Source organism: Pseudomonas carassii (assembly GCF_036324045.1).
Taxonomy (GTDB): Bacteria; Pseudomonadota; Gammaproteobacteria; order Pseudomonadales; family Pseudomonadaceae; genus Aquipseudomonas; species Aquipseudomonas peradeniyensis.
The window spans coordinates 19,720-39,477 of record NZ_JAZDCT010000038.1; the positions used below are offsets into that span (position 1 = coordinate 19,720).

Below are 19,758 nucleotides of genomic sequence, written 5' to 3' on the forward strand. Positions count from 1 at the left end.
CGTCTACTCTCCTTGCGCCGTGGGCGCAGTGGCGCTGACCTCCAGCGTCACGCCATGACGGGCCGTTACCCGCACGTGCTGGCCCGGCTGCAGCGGTGTCGCGCACTGCGCCTGCCACTGTTCGCCCTGGGCCTGTACCGAGCCACAGAACGGGTTGTCCGCGCGCACCTGGGTCACCGTCACCAGGCTGCCCACCAGCCCGGCATCGCCGCTGACCAGGGCGCGCCTGCGGGCCTTCAGCGCCATGCCCAGCACGCCGCCGAGCAACAGCGCCGACAGCACCGCCAGGCTGACGATCAGCGTCAGCGGAATGCCAAAGCCAGGGGCGTCGGTGTCCATCAGGATCACCGCGCCGACCACGAAGGCGACGATGCCGCCGAAGCCGATCACCCCGAAACTGGGCAGGAACGCCTCGGCGACCATGAACGCCACCCCGAGCAGGATCAACGCCACCCCGGCGTGGCTGACCGGCAGCAATTGCAGGGCGTACAGCGCCAGCAGCAGGCAGATGCCGCCGACCACGCCGCCGACCCCGGAGCCTGGGTTCATGAATTCGAACAGCAGGCCGTACACGCCGATCATGATCAGGATCAGCGCCACGCTGGGGTTGGTGATCACCGCCAGCAGGCGAGTGCGCCAGTCCGGCAGGTGCTCCACCACATTGGCGCTGGCGGTCTGCAGGGGCAAGACCTGGCCGGCGACGGTCAGCGTCCGGCCATCGAGCTGGCGCAGCAGGTCGGGCAGGTCAACGGCGACCAGGTCGATCACCTTCAACCGCTGGGCTTCACTGGCCGACAGGCTGACCGCCTCGCGCACGGCCTTTTCCGCCCAGTCGGCGTTGCGCCCGCGCAGTTGCGCCAGGCCGCGGATGTAGGCCGCGGCGTCGTTGACCTGTTTGCGGGCGAGGGTGTCCTGCTCGCTGTTCGCGGCGGGCTTTTCCTCCGTGCCGGGGACACCGATCTGTACCGGCGTCGCCGCGCCCAGGTTGGTCCCCGGGGCCATGGCCGCCACGTGGCTGGCATAGAGGATGTAGGTGCCGGCGCTGGCCGCCCTGGCACCGCCCGGGGCGACGTAGGTGGCCACCGGCACGGGGCTGGCGAGGATGGCCTTGATGATCTGGCGCATGGCGCTGTCGAGCCCGCCGGGGGTGTCGAGGCGGATGATCACCAGCTGCGCGCCCTGTGCCTGCGCTTGGTCCAGCCCGCGCAAAAGGTAGTCGGCACTGGCCGGGCCGATGGCGTCGTCGACGCTCAGCAGCCACACGTTGCCGCCGGGCGCAGCCTGCCCTCCTGGGGCGAAGCCCAGGATCAGCAGCAACAGCAGCATGCGCCAGCGCCGGGCGATCACCTGTCGTCACCTCATGCGGACCTGTCCTTGAAGTTTAGCCGTGGCTGCCGGGCCACGGCCTAAACTTGAGGGTGGGGGCAAAACCGGAGGTGCATCATGCGTATGGCCAAGACCCTTCAGCAGCGCCTGGACCAGGCCAACTGCGACTACGACATCATTCCCCATCCCCATTCGGCCACCAGCCTGGAGTCGGCGCGCACGGCCGGCGTACCCGCCGAGCGGGTCGCCAAGTCGGTGATGCTCGATGACCGCCATGGCAACTACATCATGGCCGTGCTGCCGGCCAACCGGCATCTGGACATGACCGAGGTGCGCATGACCGGCGCCTGGCAGCTGACCCGCGAAAGCAACCTGCCGAGCCTGTTCGGCGATTGCGAACGCGGCGCCATCCCGGCCCTGGGCGACGCCTACAACATTCCCATGCTGCTCGACCGGACCCTTACCCGCCAGGGTGATGTCTATCTCGAGGCAGGTGACCACGATCACCTTATCCACATGAGCATGGAGCAATACTTGAAACTGGTGCCGCACGCCGAAGTGCGCGAACTGAGCTGATGCTCGCAACCCACGCCGGGCTGGCGTCGTGGACGACCGGCCCGGCCATAGGAGTGAATCATGGAAGCGCCGATCCACAAGTTTTCCGAACTGTTCAAGCAACTGGGCCTGCCGGACGATGCGCTGGGCATCGACCAGTTCATCACCAGCCATTCGCCGCTCAAGGGGGATGTGAAGTTGGTGGATGCGCCGTTCTGGAACGAGTCCCAGCGCTCGTTCCTCAGGGACAGCATCCTTGAAGATGCCGATTGGGCGGAGCTGTTCGACCAACTCAACGAAGCGCTGCGCCGTCCCCGCCAATAAAGCGCCGAGTGGCACCTGATGGGTGATCGGGGCGTTGCTATGCTCAGGGAAAACAAGAGGGGATGGCGCAATGAAAGATCCCTACGCACCAGGTTTCTGGTGCACCGTGACGATCCTGGGCACCCTGACCGCCGGCTACTTCTACGGTATCCGGCACACCCACACGATGAACCAGGCCGTGCAGTTTCTCTATGCCGCCGCCGCCGTGACCGCGGCGGTGGCGTTGTGCGGCCTGGCGTGGATCGCCTGGCAGCAGTTGCACCTGAACAGGCGCGAAGTCGCCCAGGGACGAACGTTGCTGACCATCTGGAACACCAAGGTCGCCCTGCGCCGGGTCGAGACGGTGTTCGACCGTTATTTCTGGGGCAGCTACTGGCACTCCGGGCGCACCTTCGAGGAGGTGATGGGCGAGCTCAAGGGCACGCCGCTGGAGCAAAGCCTGGACGCGCTCAAGCGCCAGTGCCGGGAACTCGACCGGGAAGTGCACGACCATCACCATCACTGGCTGGCCAATGCCCGCGACCTGTCCAGCGTGGCCACGGCCATGGCCCGCGAGCGCTACCAGCTGGACCTGTGCGACGCACCGGCCCGTGACGGCGGCAACACCGCCGTGCTCAACAGGGATCTGGAAGTGCTGGTGTACACCTGGTCGGCGCGCCTGCGCAGCTTCGACCATCAGCTGGACGAGCTGGAGCGCGCCTATCACTGAGCAGGGTCATTCACCGCGAATGTACTGCTCCAGTTGCAGGATCAGGTTGGCCTGTTCGGCGATGGTTTCCTTGACCAGGTCGCCGATCGACAGCAGTCCGAGCAGCTTGCCTTCGTGAACCACCGGCAGGTGGCGCAGGTGGCGGTTGGTCATCAGGTTCATGCAGTACTCGAGGTTCTGCTTGGGCTCAACCGTGACCACCGGAGAACTCATGATGTCGCGTACCGGCGTGGCCGCCGAGGACCGACCCTTGAGCACCAGCTTGCGGGCGTAGTCGCGTTCGCTGACGATTCCCACCACCTGGTCGTTCTCCACCACCGGCAGTGCACCGACGTTCTTCTCCGCCAGCAGCCTCAAGGCATCCAGCACCGAGTCGTCAGGGTTGATGGTATAGACGGTGTGGTGCTGGGACTTGGCTTTGAGGATTTGTTCGACGTTCTTCATACGGGCCTCTGTGGGTGGAAACGCGACGTGTCGGAGTAAATAAAGCATCCGGCACGGCGCTCTGCACGGCAATGCAGGAAACGGCATCGAGGTGATTGAAAAACGTCATTGCGGCAAGGGGCCGCAACGCGGCCCCAAGTGGGTCATCAGAGCTTCGGCATCTGCCCGATCCGCGCCACCATCTCGCTGACGATCTGCAGGTCGAGCATGAACTGCTCCACGGTCTTGAACTCGTTGTCGTTGTGTCCGGTGTACTTCACGTCCGGCATGGCCAGGCCGAACTGCACGCCGTTGGGCAGGTCATGCACCGAGGTGGCGCCGGCGGAGGTGCCGTACTCGTGCTTCATGCCCAGGTTCTCGCTGGCCACGGCCAGCAGGGCCTTGACCCATTCGCCTTCGGGGTTGCGGTACATCGGTGCGTCGAGGGTGTAGTCGAAGGCCACCTGGGTCTTGCTCTTGGCCTTCCAGCCGTCGAGCTTGCCGGCGATCTCGCCCTTCAGGGTATCGAGCGACTTGCCCTTGGGAATGCGCAGGTTCACCGCCAGCTTCAGCGCCTTGTCATCCAGGCCGACGAAGGTCAGCGAGGTGGTCAGCGGGCCCATGAAGTCGTCCTTGAAGCCGACGCCGAGCTTGTTGCCCAGGTAGTCCAGCCCCCAGTTGTCGGCGGCGTAGCGGGCGGCGTCGGTGATGTGGTTGTGCTTGAGCGGCACATCTTTGCCAAGGCCGTTGAGGAAATCGAGCATGCGCGCCACCGGGTTGACCCCGGACTCGGGCTCGGAGGAGTGCGCCGACACGCCGGTCACGGTCAGCAGCACCTGCTTGCCGTCGACCTTGGCGTCGATGCTGAAGTCGCCACCATGGCGTTTGGCGTAGGCCGCGCCGGCCTTGTTCAGCGCCTTGGCCAGGTCGGCCGGCTTGTCGCCGGTCAATGTCGCCACCGAGCTGCCGGGGATCTGGTTGGTGGCCAGGCCGCCGGTGAGGTTGATCACCTCGGCGCCTTTGCCGTCACCGGCACGCTTGGCGAAGGTGGCCATGACGGTGCCATAGCCCTTCTCGGCGATCACCACCGGGTAGCCGCCGTCCAGCGCCAGGTTGTAGTCGGGGGTGGCGTTGCGTTCGAAGTAGTAGGGGATGGCGTCGCCGGTGGTTTCTTCGGTGGTGTCCACCAGCAGCTTGAACTGGCGGGCCAGCGGCAGCTTCTCGTCCTTGGCCACCTTCAGCGCGTACAGCGCGACGACGATGCCGTTCTTGTCGTCCTCGGTGCCGCGGCCATACATGCGGTCGCCCACCAGGGTGACCTTGAATGGGTCGAGCTTGGTGCCGTCCTTGAGCTTCCAGTTTTCCGGAGTGACCGGTACCACGTCGGCGTGGGCGTGGATGCCGATCACTTCCTTGCCTTCACCCAGGGTGATCTCGTAAACGCGGTTGTCGATGTTGCGGAACGTCAGGCCGAAGCCCTCGGCCAGGGCCTTGATCTTGTCGGCGATCTTGAGAAATTCCGGGTTCTCGTGCTGCGCCACGCCCTCTTTGCGGTAGGTCGGGATCTCCACCAGCTCGCGCAGGGTTTCCTTGGCGGCCTTGCCGTACTTGATGCGGGTGTACAGGCCCAGCAGGCGGTTGATCTCGTCCTGCTGCTCGGCGCTCAGCGGCTTGCCGGCCAGGTACAGCTTGAGGGTGTCATCCAGCTTGTCGGCCTTGGCCAGGTCGCTGCCGGCCAGCTTGCCGAGGAACTGCTTGAAGTCGGCCGGGTCGCTGCCGTCGTAGGCCTTGATGATGGCGGCGGACTGCTGCTGGGAGAGGTTGGCCTGGGCCGGGATCGAGAACATGGCCACGCTGGCCAGCAGGAGCGATGCGGCGGATAGCTTGGTAAATGGCATGGGGGTGCGCATTCCTTTGCAAGGGGTGGAGGGTGACCGTTTACGCAAACGGAAGATGCCCACGCTATCACCAATGACCACCGGCACGGGAGAGGTGGCAATGTGCTTTTCTGCACAAACGTGCAAGCGTTCATATACGGCGCGGTCTGCAGGTTTATGACAAAAATGCGTATCATTAGCGTTTTTTGTAATAACCCTCGCGTCACAAGAGAAGGATCCTCATGTTCATGTCTTACCTTGCACCCCTGGCCGGGGTGCTGGCATTCACCCTGGCCTGCATCGCGCCTGCCCAGGCCCGGGACGATGGCACCGACCACTCCGTCACCCTTGAAAAGGTCGTGCAGACCTTCACCGTGCAGCGCGACGGCAGTTTCCAGGTCGCGGTCGAATCGGTCTCGCGCATCAACGAAGAGCGCGCCATCCAGGCCAAGGCCCAGCAAGCACTGAGCTACAACCGTGGGTACGAGACCCTGGAGGTCGACCAGGCCTTCACCCAGAAGCCCGACGGGCGCAAGGTCATGGTCGATGCCTCGCAGATCAAGGAGCAGCAGGAGCAGGCGTCTACCTACGCGCCGATGTTCCAGGACTCCCGGGTCAAGGTGGTGATCTTCCCGGAAGTGGCCGTCGGCGACCGCCTGGTGCTGCGCTACAAGCGCCATCGCACCACCGCGCTGTTCCCCGGCCATTTCGAGGACCTCACCGCGGCGGAATTCCACCCCGTGGGGCAGTTCTCGCTGATCTACGACCTGCCGGCGGACCTGCCGCTGTATGCCGACGCCCGTGGTTTCAAGGCGTCCACGCCCAAGGCTGGCAAGGGCCGCAAGGTCTACCGCTGGGACTTCGTGCCGACCGACAGGGCCAGGATCGAGGCGAGCGCCGTGTCCTACCTGGACTATGGCCAGTACCTCGCGGTCTCGACCTTCAAGGACTACGCAGGGCTTGCCGCCAGCTACCAGGCGCGCGCCGACGTGCAAGTGACACCGGCCATTGCCGCGTTGGCCGGACAATTGACGGCGAACCTGCCCGACGCCCGGGCCAAGGCGCTCAAGCTCAGCGACTGGGTGCGTGAGAACATCCGCTACGTGGCGGTCTATGTCGGTGCCGGCGGCGTGGTTCCGCACGCGGCGCAGAGCGTGCTCGACAACCGCTATGGCGACTGCAAGGACCATGTGGCCCTGCTCGAGGCGCTGCTCAAGGCGGCGGGTATCGAGAGCTCGCCGGCGCTGATCAACCTCGGCAATGCCTACCAGTTGCCGAAGGTGCCGACACTCGGTGTGCTCAACCATGTGCTGACCTATGTGCCGAGCCTCGACCTGTACCTGGACTCGACCGACCCGTCGGTGGCCGCCGGTTACCTGCCGCTGATGGACCTGGACAAGACCACGCTGCTGACCGCCACCGGCGCGTTCGGCAAGACCCCGGCCACCCAGTTCGGCAAGCAGGTCGGTGAAATGCTGTTCAAGGTCAAGGACACGGGGGCCGCGGACTTCACCGGCGACTCGACCATCGAAGGCTGGGCCAGCGAGGTCAACCGCTATGGCGCCAAGACGATGAAACCGACGGACCTCGATCGCATCGTCGAGCAGGTGCTCAACGCCTACGGGCAACGGGGCAGCGGCAAGATCCTGATCCAGCCGTCGACGGTGCCGGAGCACTTCCGCAGCCAGGTCCAGGGCCATACCGAGAACCTGGTGAACCTCCCCGGCCCGGTGGGCGTGCCAGCCCTGAGCAGCCTGGTGGGCGGCATCGCCCAATCGGTCTATGGCTTTGCCACCGAGAACGAGCGCACCCAGGGCTTCGTCTGCATCTCCAACGAAACGCTGGAGCAGTCGCGCTTCGAGTTCCCTGCCGGGGTCACCGTCCTGGCGACGCCCAAGGCCGTTGCTGTAAAGGAAGGCAGTTTCGACTACAGCGCCCGTTACACCCGGGACGGCAACGCCGTGGTGGTCGAGCGTCGCATGCAGTTCAAGCACCCGAAGGCGGTGTGCTCGCCTGAGGAGTTCAAGGCGATGAAGCCGGTCATCGAGACCATGGTCCGGGACCTGCAGGGCCAGATCATCGTGCAGGGCTGAGGCCCGGAAACGCAAAAGCCCCGCCAGAGTGGTCTGAGCGGGGCTTTGCTTTTGCCGTCACCGTGCAAACACGTGGGTGACGGTAGAGCGTAGTTTGCAAACGAAAAACGGCGAGGGAATCCTCGCCGTCTGTTTGAACAAGCAGGTTACGCCGTTGTTAGGCCGAGCGGCGGGTCAGTTGGCTGATGCGGCCAGGAGAGAGCTTGAAGATTTTCGCCACTTCCTTCTTGGGAACACCCTTGCTAACGGCGGCGTTGATCTCCAGATCGCGAATCTGGCGATCGTGCTTTTTGTTATCCGTGTCCCGGAGGGAGTGAAGAATCTGAACTTGAGTTTGCAGGCCAGCTACCTTTCGCTCCAGCTCACGCACCCGGTGGTTCGTTACGTTGTCAGCCATGATATGATCACTTTGTTTTAAAGATGGGTAGGTTTGTCACTCCCCTCTTGAGTCGGCCCAGGTTCTTGCTGGAATACAGGCTGGCTTTCGGAGGGAAGGATGCAAGCCTTACCCATTTTTTTTTGCATTACAAGCCGTATTTCCCGCTCATGTAGAGGCAATGAACTATTGGGAAAAAATAGTAATAAAAATCAATAAGTTACAATGACGAAAAGCATTTCTATTAAACAGTCATTTTTGATTGTTATATTTAATTTGAAGTTATAATAATTATCTGCGTCGAAAGGTAAGTGGGTCGCCGGTCGCTAAGCCGAGTAGTTCCGCAGTCGTGGCGAGTCGACTGTTTTCAGCTGTGAGCGGTCGCCTATCCAGCCCTCAAGTGCTCAAGGCTGGCCGCTTTGGACTGATCTCTGGGCCCGCTTTAACCCTGGTCTCAGTTCATTGATGCTAAGGACTAGTGCAGGCCTGCTGGACCCTCCTCTCGCAGCGTAGACTCTGTCAAACGGTCAGCGGCTGGCCTTGCGTTACTCTGGCTGCTGTAGAGGGATACGCGCCGCAGGTAGGGGATGAACTACCTGTGCCGGTCTGGGTACCTGACTTCAGCAAAATCAACTGAGGCGGTCACCGGCTGAATTTACGTACCTGAAACCATGACCAAAAGTGACCTCCCCCATTTTTCGGGGTTCCCTATCGTATGAGGGTACCCCAGCATAATTGAGCCATCCCAATGCCCAGCTAAGATTTTGGTGTAGCCGATTTGGCTTATACAGGAGGAAGCACAATGCCGAGTATCAGCGTGACTGCCCGAATTGTGAATGGTGGCCAGTGGAGCCCCTTTAGTGGTGAGGCGTCCAGCGCAGAGGTGGTGGATTTGATATGCGGCGAAGGCCTGGCCCCACCGCCGACCGGCGTTACGATTGAGCTCACAACCAGCAGCGGTAGGCGAGTCGAGGTGCACTTTCCCCGTTCGGAGGGCTCTGCCGCCACAGTGCGCATTGACGGGGAGAGGGTTTGATACTTGGCCGCTGTGAATGTTCTTCTAGAGCGCCAGGCTTGAGCGGTTCATAAATTTCACCGGAAACGAAAAAGCCCCGCCAGAGCGATCTGAGCGGGGCTTTTGCTTGCCATCACCGGTGAAAACACACGGGTGACGGCTGATGTCATGGCGCACTCGGCGGGATTCGACCTCGCCTCACTGCTTACCTTGATTCAAAGGCCGAAAAACCTTGGGTGGTCGCGCCTAGGAGGGGCTGGTTAATGTCGCATTCAAATTTACAGCTTCGAACCCATAAGCTGCAACAAGCCTAAGCACACGTCTGAGCAGTTCCACTCACCGGTAGGTGGCATCACGACGTTTGGAAGTCTCTCGCCAACATCGTTGACGCTAAGGACGGCTCAATAGCCTGATCGCCCGCAAACTGACGGGCAGCTTCATAACCTTGTCGACGAAACCGCGCCAGCATCTCGTCATGATTTGTGAGTGATCGCGTGTTGAAGCGCAAACGCAGGGCTGTCCCTTGGTAGGAGGTCAGACGATCTTGTTTGCCTGCCGAATCGAGGATAATGCCAGCTCCATTGCTAGCAATGAAAAAGCTCCCGCCAGCTCTGCAAATTCTACTGGTCATGTACAAACCAAAGCCGGAGTTCTGCCAAGCGTCGTTAGGACGCCTTCTCACACCTCGATACATTTTGCCAGACACCCCAGGTAGAAGGGCCAAATGCAACGCATCGCGATCACATGTAATGTTGAGGTAAGGGTTCTCTCTCAAGCCGTATCGGACACCATTCCCTACGTCGAGGATTGCGACCTCAACCATATTTCGACTGGGCCAGTATTGGCCGCAATACTCGATGAATTCTGATCCGGAGTGCTCAACGACGTTGCGCATGATCTCGCGAATAGAGAATGTCAGTGTGTCAACGAGACTGCCTTGGGCCTGCCTAACGAGCAATTGAGCTATCTGTGCGGCTTTTTCCTCAATCACGTCTCCAGGGTTCACTGCTCTCTCAGCAGCCTCACTTTCGATGTCTGCGACATTTAGAAGCGTAAGGGGAATGTAGGTCGAACTGCCGCTTGCCTGACCCGGAGCATTGCCGTGCTTCAACCCAAATGCTTGGAAAAACCCCATGTGTGCAGGGTACGTATGGTTATGAAAGTTTAGGGCTGTGAAATGAGCTTCTTCTCTGCTTCTGCGGAATCGTTTTAGCTCGTTTGCAACATAGGCCATAGTGAATGGTTCCACCATACCCATCCGATGGAAGTCGAATTCGTATCTCGTATCAGATGGGGTTTCCCATAATCTGTTACAGAAATTGATCGCCTCAGTGAGTGATAGGTTTTGAGGCAGGGCAATTCGGGCCATTGATTTCTCCTAGATGCTTTCTGAGGCGAGTATCCGTGCTCGATGCGGCTACCTCAGGAAGCGCTTCCTTACTCGGCCGGGCGGATTAACAGAATCTCGGGAGATACATCCAACCCTCGTGCAATACGCTCGATATTGAGGATGGTGACGTTTTTCTCGGACCTTTCGAGCATCCCTACGTATGTCCGATGGACACCGGCGCGTTCGGCCAACTCTTCTTGGGACAGCTTTCGCTCTAAGCGAAGGCGCCGCAGGTTGGTGGCAAAGGTATCGATCAAGGGGGGAGGGCTTTTCTCATTGCTCATGCACCCAATGTGGCGCGATGCATACTACGATTCGACATACTATAGTTAGCATGACGTTGACTGATGAAGGTCGTGTGCACCGTATTCAGCCGTATCAGTGATCCTTTTAACTCACGAAACAGGGTGATCCATGATGGAAAAAACGATGATCGCTGCGTTTTGCTTGGTGGCCTCTGCTGGCGCTTTTGCGGAAATGAAGGCGACTTGCAGCACGAAAATGAGCGGGGAGGCCAAATGTGAGTTCATGAACACGGGGCCGAAGAAAGACAGCACCTGTGTAGTCATTGAGATGGTCCGGGCCTATAGCGCTGACACGTATAGCCGGCCTGCATTTGGTGGGGAAGGGGCGGCTCTAGTTTCGGACAAGATATGCTCGGGACTGGTGGAGCCTCAGGACATTCGTGAGAGAAGTCCTTCAGGGGGATGGTCGATCAACGGCACTCCAATGACGCCATTGGCGTTTTGTGATTCCGACAACCCGTGGTTCAAAGCCGCCACCAACTGCACAATGACCACTAAAGCTGTTAAAAACTGATTTCCGGGCATCCGTATAGGTAGCCGTACTCCCTCTGCCTATGCGATGCCGTTCGGCTCATAGAGCCCAACAGGAGCTGTTGCAAGTAGCTCTGAGACCTTCAACCCACTCAGTTTTCCCTCGTGCCAGCGTTTGGCTTCCCTCTTCAGTCGAGCAGAGATGAAAGTCTGCTTTCCCTTGGGTAAGTCATATTCCTCAGCTAGCGATGGATCGTAGTGAACAGACAAGCCGTTCTTAGAAGCGTAGAAGCACCACCTCGCCGCTGACTGCCTGATGTCTGAGTCAGAATCTCTGCCCGGAGATTTGAACATGAGGTCTGCATCTGCCTCGCCTTTTAGAGATCGCAGATTTTTTCTTAGCGAGGTTGTTCCTTGTGCAGAAAATCCGGGAGGTCCAATCATCAACCCATGCAGATGCCAGCGTCTCCGGCTTGATGGATCGGAAAGTACGGCTGGCGCTTTCTCCACCCCATACAGAAACTCCGCCCCTGGACCGATTGCATTGGAGACGAGCCGGGTCATTTGATCCCGTATGTACTCCAGGGTTGACTCATCACCTCCATCAATCCGGTCGCTTAATGCTTCAGTGAGAATCAGAGTGAAGGTCCGCAGATCCCAGCCCCTTGCGGTAGCAATACGCTCAAGCGGCTCTGCTGCTGCGGCCAATTTGTCAAACTCATGCAATGCCCTCCAATGTCCCAACTCCTCATACAAGGGAGGAGGTCGGACTAGGAGAGTGTTCGCTTTCAGTTTTTTCTCAGGCTGATGAGGAGTATCTGTCCTTAATATACTTCTCTTATTTTTCGAAAAATCCTTTGCACGCACCATAGCTATTAGGCTTGCGGGATTTTTGCGAGCACGCTTTTTTACGGGTTTTTGCAGAACCGCAGCCTCACCGCCACTCCCAACCGGGTCAGGGGTACTCGTGGTGGGGGATGTCGATTCGGTGATCTGTTCTTCTTCACCCACCAGAAGTCCCTCTCATTGATCGCCCAGATTTTCAAAATCCTCTTGTACTGGCTGCCACCAGGGGCTTGGCTTGCCTTACACAGTTCTAAGGCTTTGACAAAAGGACAGGTCAGGATCCATTCAAGCATAGGTCAGGCTAACCGAGGACACCTTCTTCTGGGGGCCTGAGCTGATCCTGTTCCTGAAGCCACGCTATGGTGCCCAACTCATCAGCAATTGCCTCGTCATCGCCCGCTAACTCTGCCTCATCCAATCGCTGCTGGGCTCGCATGATGGCGACATCGTTTTCTGTCATGAATCTGATTTGTAGCTCGGGTATTTCTTCAATCTCTAGCGACTCCGCCAGCTTCTCAAGAGGTAGGGCTCGGCGGCCAACGTCTTGCGTTAGCTTCAACGCTGTCGCGCTTGCTGCTAGCGACCTAAATGCGGTTGGTGCTGCTGGATCAAGCGCATCCAAAGATTCAGCCAGCTTCGTCCGGATTCTCTGGATCAAAGCAAGATCGTCTAGGGCGTTAGAAGCGGCTAGTTGCCGCACGGTATCCAGAGAAAATGCGGTATTCAGCATCTCCTCTCGTGCTTTTTGAATCAGAGCGTTGGCTGAGGCACCTGGGACCACCTTGTGCCGTTTGAGCAGACGCTGAACAGTGCTGATACTCAGTTCAAGTCGTTCGGCAATTGCGCAGATTGTCCATCCCGCTTCTCGCAAAATTGCTGCTTGGGCGCCTTGATCTGGGGTGACTTTCTTTCCGGGCATTTTGTAAGCCTCATCTGACTGAAGAACATGCAAGGCCAATGGGTTAGGCCTTGTTCCAGTGACGCTTTACCGTGGCGATCCCTAATCCAGTCCTGGCAGCTACCTCCGCTTGACTCATGGCTTGCGCTTTGCACCGCTGCACTTCCGCAGTGGTATTGGTTGCCTGAGGGCGTCCAAGACGCTTTCCTTCCGCTTTGGCGCGTTTGAGGCCTGCTTGAGTTCGTTCGACAAGTAGGTCTCGTTCAAACTCAGCAACCGCCCCTAAGACTTGCATCGTCATCTTGCCGGCTGCTGAGGTTAGGTCTACCCCCCCCAGAGCCAGGCAGTGCACCTTGATTCCATTTGAGGCGAGCTGTTCAACCGTCATTCGGACGTCCATGGCATTGCGGCCTAGTCGGTCAAGTTTGGTCACTATCAACACGTCTGACGATTCCATGCGGTCAAGCAGCTTTTGGAAACCTGGGCGCTCTTTCGCCGAGACGCTGCCCGAAACGGTCTCCTCAACGACTCTGCTTGCCTGCACGTCGAACCCGGCGGCTTTGACTTCTTGCAACTGGTTCTCTGTGAACTGATTGGCTGTAGAGACCCTGGCGTAAAGGAAGGTGCGGGACATTAGGCATTTCCTCGTTGGAATCAACAAACCTAGCATCACAATAGCAAGGGATCATAAAGTGTGAAACGATATTTAGATGATACCTTTAAGTAGGGCGACGAGCGGTATCGTTTAACGGTCGTTTGTTGATCCCGCTGGGGAGGTCTATTGAGGTGTATGCGGTCGTAGGCAAGGGTCTTCACTAACTGGCTGACGCCGCTCAATTGCTGCTCGATACCCGCTTCAGTCAGGCAGTGCCTGATATTCAGCGATGCCAGATCTGGACGGGAAGGTGGACGCTCAGTGATGGAGCAAGCTTTGAAAACAAACGGTTGGCACGTCTAACGCCTTCCGAAACTGGCCCATCGTCCCCCCCTTGAAGCATACTGGCGCCCTGTTTTAGAGGATCACTGGATGCCAATTCTTTCCTGGTTTAACCGCGACGAGGACCTGACCCGAGCCGCATTGGCTCCCTACCGGCTGCTGGAACCGGTGTCGAAGCTCTCCTACGGGGAGGAAGACTCGCCGAACATGCTGATCGAGGGCGACAACCTAGATGCACTTAAGGCCTTGTTACCCTATTACGCGGGAGAGGTGAAATGCATTTTCATTGACCCACCTTATAATACCCGTTCGGCGGTAAGTCTCCACTACGAAGACAATATTGAGCATTCCCAATGGCTGTCAATAATTTATCCGCGATTAGAGTTGCTAAAACGTTTGCTGGCCGATGATGGGTCAATTTGGATAACCCTAGACGATAACGAAGCTCATTACATGCGCGTCATTGCGGATGAGGTGTTTGGGCGAAAGAATTTCGTTGCAAATATTGTTTGGCAAAAAGCTTACACCGCTAATCAGACGGCTCAGCATATTTCCAATACACATGACCATATCCTTGTGTACGCCAAAAATATAGACAAGCTCGTCATCGGGAAGGTTGGGCGTACAGAAGAACAAAAAGCCACATTTAAAAATCAGGATAATGATCCAAGGGGGCCGTGGAAGGCTGAAAACTTGTCGGCTGGTAAGTTTTATGCCGCCGGTCAGTTTGAAATCATTGGTCCTACCGGGTTGAGATTCAAGCCGCCTGCTAATCGCTATTGGCGATGCAATGAAGAGCAGTACCGTAAGTGGCTGGCAGACGGCCGGATTACATTTGGTCTTAAAGGGACCGGGCGTCCCATGTTGAAAAAATATCTCAACGAGATGAACGGCGGTCTAACCTCCATGACCTGGTGGCCGCATGAGCTATACGGCAGCAACAAAGAAGCGAGCATTCACCTGAAAGGCTTGTTTTCTGAAGTTGAGAATGTGTTTTCAACACCTAAACCAGAAAAACTACTCAAAGGAATCCTTGAAATTGCCAGCAAGGAAGGCGATCTCGTTCTTGATAGTTTCCTTGGCTCGGGAACCACGGCCTCAGTAGCTCACAAGATGGGACGGCGCTGGATAGGCATTGAAATAGGAGAACACGCTAGGAGTTTCTGTGCCCCGAGGTTGGCGAAAGTCATTGAAGGCAAAGACCCGGGAGGGGTCACTTCCGCTGTTGGGTGGCAGGGTGGTGGCGGATTCCGCTTCTACAAGCTCGGTGTGCCTGTATTCGATGAGAGCGGCCATATCCGAGAGGGTATCCGTTATGAACATCTAGCCGCTCACGTCTGGTTTGCTGAGACCGGCACCGCTCGCTCTAGCCGCGCGCCTAAAGAGGCATTTCTTGGTGAGCACAATGGGACGGGTTACTACCTGCTCTTCAACGGTATCTTGGGCGATTTAAGCCAGGGGGGCGGTAACGTGCTCACACGCGCTTTGCTTCGCAAGTTGCCTGCGTTCGATGGGCAAAAGGTGATTTATGGTGAAGCATGCGCGCTGCCCGATGAGCAGCTACGAGAGCTCGGCATCACCTTTAGGCAAACCCCTTACGATATCAAGGCTCGCTAAACTATGGCCCTTTCTCTCAAGATTTACCAAAAGCGCTCACTGGCGAGCTTGGAAAGCTATCTGGATGACGCGCGCCTCAAAGGTCCTGCCCAGTCGTTTGAAGATAATGCCGACAAGGGATTGCTCGGACAGTACAAGCCTATGCCTGGCCAGCCGCATGTTCCTTACGTGTGCCTACGAATTCCCACTGGCGGCGGCAAAACCGTCATGGGCGCGCACATCATTAAGGTCGCGGGACAGACAATCTTGGAGCGTGAGTATCCACTGGTCCTTTGGATGGTTCCTACCACCCAGATTAAGTCCCAGACATTGGACGCCTTTCGCAATTCACGGCACCCCTATCGCCAGGAGTTGGACGAGACGTTCGGGGGGCAGGTCGCTATTTTCGACGTGGCTGATTTTGCTCAGATCCGCCCCGCAGATCTTGGAACCAAAGTGTGCGTAGTTATCGGCACGGTGGCGGCGTTACGTGTAACTGACAAGGAAGGGAGAAAGGTTTATGAGCACCACGAGGATCTAGAGCCGCACTTCGCTGGTTCGACTGCTGATCTGGATTATTTGGACAGGGGGCCGAATGGGAAGGCTCTGGCATCGTTTGCCAATCTACTTAAGCTTCATGGCCCGCTGGTCATCATGGACGAGGCGCATAACGCCACAACCAAATTATCCTATGAGGTCTATGAGAGGCTGGGCCCAAAGGCAGTTGTAGAGCTAACCGCTACACCTGACACTAAGAGCTCGAACGTTTTGGTGAGCGTGTCGGCTTTTGAGCTCAAGCATGAAAAGATGATCAAGTTTCCAGTGGTGCTTAAAGAGCACGCTGGGCAATGGGAGGTGGCGGTCAACAGCGCGGTGGCCCGGCGTAACGCTTTGGCAAAGACCGCTATGGCTGAGCCGGACTACATCCGTCCCATCTTGCTTATCCAAGCTGAAAGCGCCAGGGGCACGGCTACGGTTGAGCAGGTCAAAAAGCACTTGATGGAAGTGGAGAGGATTCCCGAGAAAGCAATCGCCATCGCCACGGGCAATCAGCGCGAGATCGACGGAGTCGACTTATTCGCCAAGGATTGCTCTATTGAGATCATCATAACCAAGCAAGCCTTGAAGGAAGGCTGGGACTGTTCTTTCGCCTATGTGTTCTGTTCGGTGGCCCACGTCAAGAGCGACAAGGACATTCAGCAACTATTGGGTCGAGTCCTTCGCATGCCCTATGCGACTGCTCGTAAGCAAGAGGCAATGAACAAAGCTTATGCTCATGTGACGACAGAAAAGTTCGGAGCCGTGGCGGGGGAATTGACAGATGCGCTAGTGAACATCGGTTTTAATCCGATGGAGGCTGCCAGCGGTATTCGGACCGAACCCAAGCCCGGCGATGATCTGAATCTACAGGGCGGTTCCAGCAATCCGATTCCCACTCCAGTAGTCCGGGTGGTCGTGGCCAAGGAGCCAGATCTGAGCGACTCGCCGGCCCGCGATCAGCAGCGTGTGCTCTTTGTACCTAATGACGAAGGCAACGGTGGGGTTGTGGAAGTCACCGGTGAGGTGGATGCCGCTACTAATGAGGCCATTGTAGAAGCGGCTCCTACTAAGCATCGTGAAGAAACGGCAGAAGCTCTGCGGCGACACCAGATGGTGGCCGTGGCGGTCAAGGCACCCAGCGAGAATGGGGTCGTTTTCACCGTCCCACGGCTGTGTGTGGTGGAACAAGGTGAGCTGGAGTTCATCGACAGAGGCATGGTCGCGGCTGACTTTGTATGGGATCTGCTGGCCAATCTGCCTGACCTGTCCAGTTTCCGATTTAATGAAGAGAGCAAGACGTTCGAGGTGGACCTGGATGGTAAGGGTGTAAGTTACCATCTCATCAAGGATGACGTGGCCACCTACTTGCCGGGTTTCGCTCAGGACAGAACTGCTATCGATCTAATTGGGTGGCTGGATCAGGAGATCCGCGACCATACAATCAAACAACCGGTGCTGCGTGAGTGGTTAAGGCAATCCGTTGAGGGGCTTTTGGATCGTGGTTTCTCGCTGGAGCAGCTTCTTAAAGGACAGTTTGTGCTCCGCCGCAAGCTGTCTGAGCAATTGGCCGCTGCGAAAGTTTCCGCTTACAAAAAGGGTTTCCAGCAGGCGTTGTTCAGCGGTGGGCTAGAGGTTGTGACCAGCGATGGCCCTGATCACGCGTACACCTACCAAGCTGACATGACCGCATATCCGGCTCATTACTACTATCAAGGACCATATCGCTTTAAGAAGCACTACTACCCTGTTCCAGGGGATTTAAATTGGAAGACGGGAAAAGGCAAGGTAACGGAAGAGTTTTCCTGTGCTCAGGCAATCGACATGCTTGATGAGGTTGAGTTCTGGGTGCGCAATCTGGTCCACCCTTCCCAGTTCTGGATGCCGACGTCTAGACAGCGCACTTACCCCGACTTCGTGGCCCGTCTGACTGATGGTCGATTACTTGTTGTCGAATACAAGGGTGGCGACCGCATCACGGCAGATCAAGAAAAGGAAAAGAAGCTGGTCGGTGATTTGTGGGCTGCTCGCAGCAACGGTAAGGGTGTTTATGTCATGGCTCAATTGAGGGATCATAAAGGCAATAGCGTAACTGAGCAGTTGAGGTCCGCAATCGGCGCGTAGCGAACCCAATGCTGCAGGAAAAAGCGGCGCCATCCTTTGGACTCTACGCCACAAGGACGGCGCTGCATATTCAATTATCCTTGGTTCAGCTCGTGCTTTTCTCTATGTTTGCGTATAGATTCCGAAAGGAGCGTCCTGAAGCGAGTTTGGAATTCCCGATAGGAAATCTTTGACGCGTCAATCAGAAAATTAGCTTTATGTAAGGCGCGGTGCTTGTTCACAAGATCGAAACCATCCCCATACTCGTCATTCTGATTTCGCTCTCCCGCATGGCCGCTAAGGGACTCGCGGAGCTTTGCATCCTCACCAGGTATGTTTCGTATCCTATGAACAAACGTATGCCGAAAAGCATGAAAGGTCTTATTGTCAGTCCGGCCATCTTTATCACGCGAACGGATGCCCACTCGGTAAAAATAGCCCCCTGCCTTAGTGCTGGCGCTCGGCATCCGGGTGAAGAAAGTTGTAGCTATACTTCCCCAGTGTTTCCTGGGGTTATGCACGAGGCCGTCAGAAAACAGTTTGTTTCTTCCCTCCTCGGCAGCTTCCTTTACAAAATCGATAAAACCTATGCGTATGAGCTCGTTGTGAATTGGAAGCACTCGCCAGCTTGGCTGATTTTTCAGGGATTTCGGTAGACTAGAGTCATTTGTGTCCTCAGTGAGAGAGATAGTCCAGAGCTGGGACTCTTTATCAAACTGCACGTCGGTGGTGTCTAGCTGGCAGATTTCGTTAAGCCTTGCACCCGTAAAAAGGCCAAGCAAAGGTGCCCAAAATTGGTAAGGGTAGATATGGTCCACGCCGTCGATCTCTGTGCCGCAGTACAGATAACCGGAGAATATGGCATTTAGATCGTCGGTGGAGAAGGAGTTCTTCTTGTTAGCATCAGGTGCTTTTTTACGGATCAGTTTAGGCCTGTCCGTTTTCGCCGGGTCAACCGTCGTAAGCTCTTTTAGGTAAGCAAACTTATGAAGAGTGTGAAGGCGGATCATTACCTTATCGGCGCTTGCGCTAGAAATGGTCGCTTCGTCTCCTGTTGCTAGGATGTCCTTGGCTTCCCCACTATTCGGAATTTTGCATCCACGCAAGGGTTTCAGCTCGGGAATCTGGCGGTAGATTCGGTTGAAGTCATTCAGCGTCAGTTGCCCTACTCCCTTCCCACCGCTCAGTACGGTTAACCGGCGGGCGTGGCCGTCCTCGGCATCTCTGGTGTTAAGGGCTTTGTCTACGTTGAGCGAGGCAAGATGATCCCAATGCAGCTTCCATAGTTCGTACAGGGTGATGGTAGAGGCTTCTGGCTTCGGCAGGACGATTGTTGATGGCGCATTCGTCGTAGTCGTACTGCTGATCCTTTGGGCAACAAGCTTGTCGAGAATACCGGGTAACACCTTACGAAGTTGAGTTGCTGGGTAGGGCTCAGATACCTCTAACAGTTGCTTTGCGATGTCCTGTTTTTGCGCTGGGATAGCTCTCCCATACGCTCCTGTAAGGAGCTTGGCAACCTCGTCATAGCGCTGCTTTTCTTCGAGCTGCTCATTACTCTGCTCAGGCTCCGAAGCTTTCGACTGTCCGAGTTGGTCTCCCCAAGCTCCCCAAGCGTCAGGCTTGCTTCTCTCAGCGATAAGTTCGGAGTAGAGCTTAAGATCTTCTTCAGTAGGTTCGTAGTCGTCACGCCCAATCACGTCAAGCATCCTATCGAACAGATATTGATAACGTGCAGCGTATTGTCGGGCGAGACGAAGCGCCAGTCTTAAGCTGTCCGTTTGGAGAGAGCGTCTAATTTCCTTCTGCGTTCCCAGAGCTGCACGCAGCGTACGAGGGGTCACAATTCGAAAATAGTAAGTGCCGTGGCGACTGATCGACAGGTAGTCGGGGCGGGTTGGCATGGTGGACACCTTTGCGATGCCCCACCTTTATGACGCTACTGATGCCCGAAAGTCTAGAGAATCAAGGGGTTGC

The 19,758-nt window shown here is 57.2% G+C and carries 17 protein-coding genes; 7 read left to right on the plus strand and 10 right to left on the minus strand.

The features are described from left to right. Window positions 1-3 precede the first annotated feature (3 nt). Entirely contained in the window at window positions 4-1,347 is a 1,344-nt protein-coding gene (locus V0R62_RS22595) for an NfeD family protein (RefSeq protein ID WP_330105289.1), read from the minus strand. Window positions 1,348-1,443: 96 nt separating this feature from the next. Here V0R62_RS22595 and V0R62_RS22600 point away from each other — a divergent pair, with 96 nt between their 5' ends. The 3 genes from V0R62_RS22600 to V0R62_RS22610 all read left to right on the plus strand — a co-directional run bounded on the left by V0R62_RS22600 (window position 1,444) and on the right by V0R62_RS22610 (window position 2,914). Continuing rightward, entirely contained in the window at window positions 1,444-1,902 is a 459-nt protein-coding gene (locus V0R62_RS22600; RefSeq protein WP_028688593.1) for an aminoacyl-tRNA deacylase, read from the plus strand. Window positions 1,903-1,962: 60 nt separating this feature from the next. Continuing rightward, the gene (locus V0R62_RS22605; protein ID WP_028688592.1) at window positions 1,963-2,205 is read left to right on the plus strand and encodes a DUF2789 domain-containing protein; all 243 of its coding nucleotides are present in this window, start codon (window positions 1,963-1,965) and stop codon (window positions 2,203-2,205) included. Between the two features lie 70 nt (window positions 2,206-2,275). Continuing rightward, a complete protein-coding gene (locus V0R62_RS22610) occupies window positions 2,276-2,914 on the plus strand; it encodes a hypothetical protein (RefSeq protein ID WP_028688591.1) in 639 nt (212 codons plus the stop codon). 6 nt (window positions 2,915-2,920) lie between these two features. On the opposite strand, the gene V0R62_RS22615 is transcribed toward V0R62_RS22610, so the two are convergent. Together V0R62_RS22615 and V0R62_RS22620 are read right to left on the minus strand one after the other, a co-directional pair. Beyond that, window positions 2,921-3,358 (minus strand): CBS domain-containing protein, encoded by a 438-nt coding sequence (locus V0R62_RS22615; RefSeq protein WP_050703295.1) that lies wholly within the window; start codon window positions 3,356-3,358, stop codon window positions 2,921-2,923. A 146-nt stretch (window positions 3,359-3,504) separates the two neighbouring features. Next, on the minus strand, window positions 3,505-5,235 hold the full coding sequence (locus V0R62_RS22620) for a dipeptidase (RefSeq protein ID WP_330105290.1): 1,731 nt from the start codon (window positions 5,233-5,235) through the stop codon (window positions 3,505-3,507). Between the two features lie 227 nt (window positions 5,236-5,462). Here V0R62_RS22620 and V0R62_RS22625 point away from each other — a divergent pair, with 227 nt between their 5' ends. Beyond that, window positions 5,463-7,307 (plus strand): DUF3857 domain-containing transglutaminase family protein, encoded by a 1,845-nt coding sequence (locus tag V0R62_RS22625; protein ID WP_330105291.1) that lies wholly within the window; start codon window positions 5,463-5,465, stop codon window positions 7,305-7,307. A 157-nt stretch (window positions 7,308-7,464) separates the two neighbouring features. Here the strand turns inward: V0R62_RS22625 and V0R62_RS22630 are convergent, their stop codons facing one another. The 3 genes from V0R62_RS22630 to V0R62_RS22640 all read right to left on the minus strand — a co-directional run bounded on the left by V0R62_RS22630 (window position 7,465) and on the right by V0R62_RS22640 (window position 10,372). Further along, complete coding sequence (locus V0R62_RS22630) at window positions 7,465-7,704, minus strand: hypothetical protein (RefSeq protein WP_197866685.1); 240 nt, start codon at window positions 7,702-7,704, stop codon at window positions 7,465-7,467. Between the two features lie 1,346 nt (window positions 7,705-9,050). Continuing rightward, a complete protein-coding gene (locus V0R62_RS22635; RefSeq protein ID WP_330105292.1) occupies window positions 9,051-10,067 on the minus strand; it encodes a hypothetical protein in 1,017 nt (338 codons plus the stop codon). A 68-nt stretch (window positions 10,068-10,135) separates the two neighbouring features. Continuing rightward, on the minus strand, window positions 10,136-10,372 hold the full coding sequence (locus V0R62_RS22640; protein WP_070085920.1) for a helix-turn-helix domain-containing protein: 237 nt from the start codon (window positions 10,370-10,372) through the stop codon (window positions 10,136-10,138). A 130-nt stretch (window positions 10,373-10,502) separates the two neighbouring features. Here V0R62_RS22640 and V0R62_RS22645 point away from each other — a divergent pair, with 130 nt between their 5' ends. Beyond that, on the plus strand, window positions 10,503-10,907 hold the full coding sequence (locus V0R62_RS22645; protein ID WP_330105293.1) for a hypothetical protein: 405 nt from the start codon (window positions 10,503-10,505) through the stop codon (window positions 10,905-10,907). 38 nt (window positions 10,908-10,945) lie between these two features. On the opposite strand, the gene V0R62_RS22650 is transcribed toward V0R62_RS22645, so the two are convergent. The 3 genes from V0R62_RS22650 to V0R62_RS22660 form a co-directional block, all read right to left on the minus strand. Continuing rightward, a complete protein-coding gene (locus tag V0R62_RS22650) occupies window positions 10,946-11,875 on the minus strand; it encodes a hypothetical protein (RefSeq protein ID WP_330105294.1) in 930 nt (309 codons plus the stop codon). A gap of 136 nt (window positions 11,876-12,011) precedes the next feature. Beyond that, window positions 12,012-12,629 (minus strand): helix-turn-helix domain-containing protein, encoded by a 618-nt coding sequence (locus V0R62_RS22655; RefSeq protein WP_330105295.1) that lies wholly within the window; start codon window positions 12,627-12,629, stop codon window positions 12,012-12,014. A 43-nt stretch (window positions 12,630-12,672) separates the two neighbouring features. Next, a complete protein-coding gene (locus V0R62_RS22660) occupies window positions 12,673-13,242 on the minus strand; it encodes a recombinase family protein (RefSeq protein WP_330105296.1) in 570 nt (189 codons plus the stop codon). Window positions 13,243-13,635: 393 nt separating this feature from the next. Between V0R62_RS22660 and V0R62_RS22665 the strand changes: the two genes are divergently transcribed. Then, entirely contained in the window at window positions 13,636-15,162 is a 1,527-nt protein-coding gene (locus tag V0R62_RS22665; protein WP_330105297.1) for a site-specific DNA-methyltransferase, read from the plus strand. 3 nt (window positions 15,163-15,165) lie between these two features. Beyond that, window positions 15,166-17,802, plus strand: coding sequence for a DEAD/DEAH box helicase (locus tag V0R62_RS22670; RefSeq protein ID WP_330105298.1), 2,637 nt, complete (start codon window positions 15,166-15,168; stop codon window positions 17,800-17,802). A gap of 74 nt (window positions 17,803-17,876) precedes the next feature. On the opposite strand, the gene V0R62_RS22675 is transcribed toward V0R62_RS22670, so the two are convergent. Then, a complete protein-coding gene (locus V0R62_RS22675) occupies window positions 17,877-19,685 on the minus strand; it encodes a DUF6538 domain-containing protein (protein WP_330105299.1) in 1,809 nt (602 codons plus the stop codon). Window positions 19,686-19,758 lie beyond the last annotated feature (73 nt).

Coding starts and splice junctions, on each gene's coding strand:
- V0R62_RS22675 (WP_330105299.1), bottom strand. CDS start 19,685: ATGCCAACCCGCCCCGACTACCTGTCGATCAGTCGCCACGGCACTTAC.
- V0R62_RS22625 (WP_330105291.1), top strand. CDS start 5,463: ATGTCTTACCTTGCACCCCTGGCCGGGGTGCTGGCATTCACCCTGGCC.
- V0R62_RS22620 (WP_330105290.1), bottom strand. CDS start 5,235: ATGCCATTTACCAAGCTATCCGCCGCATCGCTCCTGCTGGCCAGCGTG.
- V0R62_RS22605 (WP_028688592.1), top strand. CDS start 1,963: ATGGAAGCGCCGATCCACAAGTTTTCCGAACTGTTCAAGCAACTGGGC.
- V0R62_RS22630 (WP_197866685.1), bottom strand. CDS start 7,704: ATGGCTGACAACGTAACGAACCACCGGGTGCGTGAGCTGGAGCGAAAG.
- V0R62_RS22635 (WP_330105292.1), bottom strand. CDS start 10,067: ATGGCCCGAATTGCCCTGCCTCAAAACCTATCACTCACTGAGGCGATC.
- V0R62_RS22615 (WP_050703295.1), bottom strand. CDS start 3,358: ATGAAGAACGTCGAACAAATCCTCAAAGCCAAGTCCCAGCACCACACC.
- V0R62_RS22610 (WP_028688591.1), top strand. CDS start 2,276: ATGAAAGATCCCTACGCACCAGGTTTCTGGTGCACCGTGACGATCCTG.
- V0R62_RS22600 (WP_028688593.1), top strand. CDS start 1,444: ATGCGTATGGCCAAGACCCTTCAGCAGCGCCTGGACCAGGCCAACTGC.
- V0R62_RS22665 (WP_330105297.1), top strand. CDS start 13,636: ATGCCAATTCTTTCCTGGTTTAACCGCGACGAGGACCTGACCCGAGCC.
- V0R62_RS22670 (WP_330105298.1), top strand. CDS start 15,166: ATGGCCCTTTCTCTCAAGATTTACCAAAAGCGCTCACTGGCGAGCTTG.
- V0R62_RS22655 (WP_330105295.1), bottom strand. CDS start 12,629: ATGCCCGGAAAGAAAGTCACCCCAGATCAAGGCGCCCAAGCAGCAATT.
- V0R62_RS22640 (WP_070085920.1), bottom strand. CDS start 10,372: ATGAGCAATGAGAAAAGCCCTCCCCCCTTGATCGATACCTTTGCCACC.
- V0R62_RS22645 (WP_330105293.1), top strand. CDS start 10,503: ATGATGGAAAAAACGATGATCGCTGCGTTTTGCTTGGTGGCCTCTGCT.
- V0R62_RS22660 (WP_330105296.1), bottom strand. CDS start 13,242: ATGTCCCGCACCTTCCTTTACGCCAGGGTCTCTACAGCCAATCAGTTC.